This window comes from Rubrivivax albus (assembly GCF_004016515.1).
Taxonomy (GTDB): Bacteria; Pseudomonadota; Gammaproteobacteria; order Burkholderiales; family Burkholderiaceae_C; genus Rubrivivax; species Rubrivivax albus.
Map to the genome: position 1 here is coordinate 1 of NZ_SACT01000034.1, position 1,334 is coordinate 1,334.

Below are 1,334 nucleotides of genomic sequence, written 5' to 3' on the forward strand. Positions count from 1 at the left end.
CAGGCTGCTGAAATACTCCCCAGCGTCCGAACCTGTTCAGCGGCTGTAGCCGCATTTTTCCGTATCCTGAAAGTCAACCCCTCAAAATCGCCTGCTTTCAGTCGCAAAGCACGGTTTTTTTGCCCCTTTTGCCTTCACATCTGCCCCTGCAGACGGATTTGCCCCAAGCTGCGCAGTCGCGTGAGGTTGTAGCCCGCCATCGTCAGCACAAACATCTGATCAACCTTCTTGATCCCGCGCACCACCACCTGACGCATGTGCCCCACCGTCTTGGCCCAGCCAAAGCCTTGTTCGATCAGCTTTCTCTTTTGCTGGGAGATGGCGTAGCCTTCGCTGCCCGCGATCCTGTCAGGCACCGCCGATTGACGACCTGATTTGTTCTGCGCCACATGGGGCAGCACGTTCATCTCTTGCAGCGCGTCGATGAACTCCTTGGCGTCGTAACCCTTGTCTGCGCCCAGCGTGATCGTGATGGGGTCATCGCCGGGCAGTGCCTGTCGCGCATCGTTGATCATGGCCTTGGCCGCTTCGCGCTCTGCATGTCCGTCGGCCTTGGTGACCACGGCGCTGACCACCAGCCCGTGGCGGTTGTCGGTGAGTGTGTGGCCCATGAAGCGCAACTCGCTGGCCGTCTTGCCCTTGCGGTACAGCCTTGCATCCGCGTCCGTTGTGGACTCGTGGGTGTCGTTGCTGCGCTTTTGGTCTTTGAAGTTCCCCGCGTCGGTATCGTCGTCGCCTTGGCGGTCTTTGCGCACAAAGCTCTTGTGGCCCGCCCAGGCCTGGATCAGGGTGCCATCCACGCTGAAGTGCTCGCCCGAGAGCAGTTCCTGTTCCTGGGCTTGTTGCACGATCTGATTGAAGAACTCGATGACCGCATCGTGCTCGATCAGGCGTTCGCGGTTTTTGCTGAAGACGGTGGGCACCCAAACGGCATCGTCCATGGCCAGGCCAATGAACCAGCGAAACAGAAGGTTGTACTGGGTCTGCTCCATGAGCTGGCGCTCCGAGCGCACGCTGTAGAGCACCTGGATGAGCATGGCGCGCAGCAGCTTCTCGGGAGCAATGCTGGGGCGCCCGCCTTTGATGTCGGCCGCATACATCCGGGCAAACAGCTCGTCCATGTTGGCCAGGGCTTTATTGACCATCACACGGATCACGCGCAAGGGGTGATCGGCGGGCACGAAGTCATCGAGGTGGCGCATGGTGAACAGGCTCTCGGTGAAGGTGTCGGCTCCGCGCATGTCTGGCTTGTCTGTCTGGTCGGTTGGGTTGCCTCAATTGTCCTGGCAAGACGTCAACCGGGAAACGACGGTGGGGAGTATTTCAGCAGCCTG

At 60.0% G+C, this 1,334-nt stretch carries 1 protein-coding gene; it reads right to left on the reverse strand.

Annotation, left to right across the window (positions count from 1 at the left end):
- Window positions 1-134: 134 nt before the first annotated feature.
- A complete protein-coding gene (locus ENE75_RS24630; protein ID WP_128201768.1) occupies window positions 135-1,241 on the reverse strand; it encodes an IS5 family transposase in 1,107 nt (368 codons plus the stop codon).
- Window positions 1,242-1,334: the final 93 nt, after the last annotated feature.

What these genes read in the sequence shown, in the direction of transcription:
- ENE75_RS24630 (WP_128201768.1), bottom strand. Translation starts at nt 1,241, where the DNA reads ATGCGCGGAGCCGACACCTTCACCGAGAGCCTGTTCACCATGCGCCAC.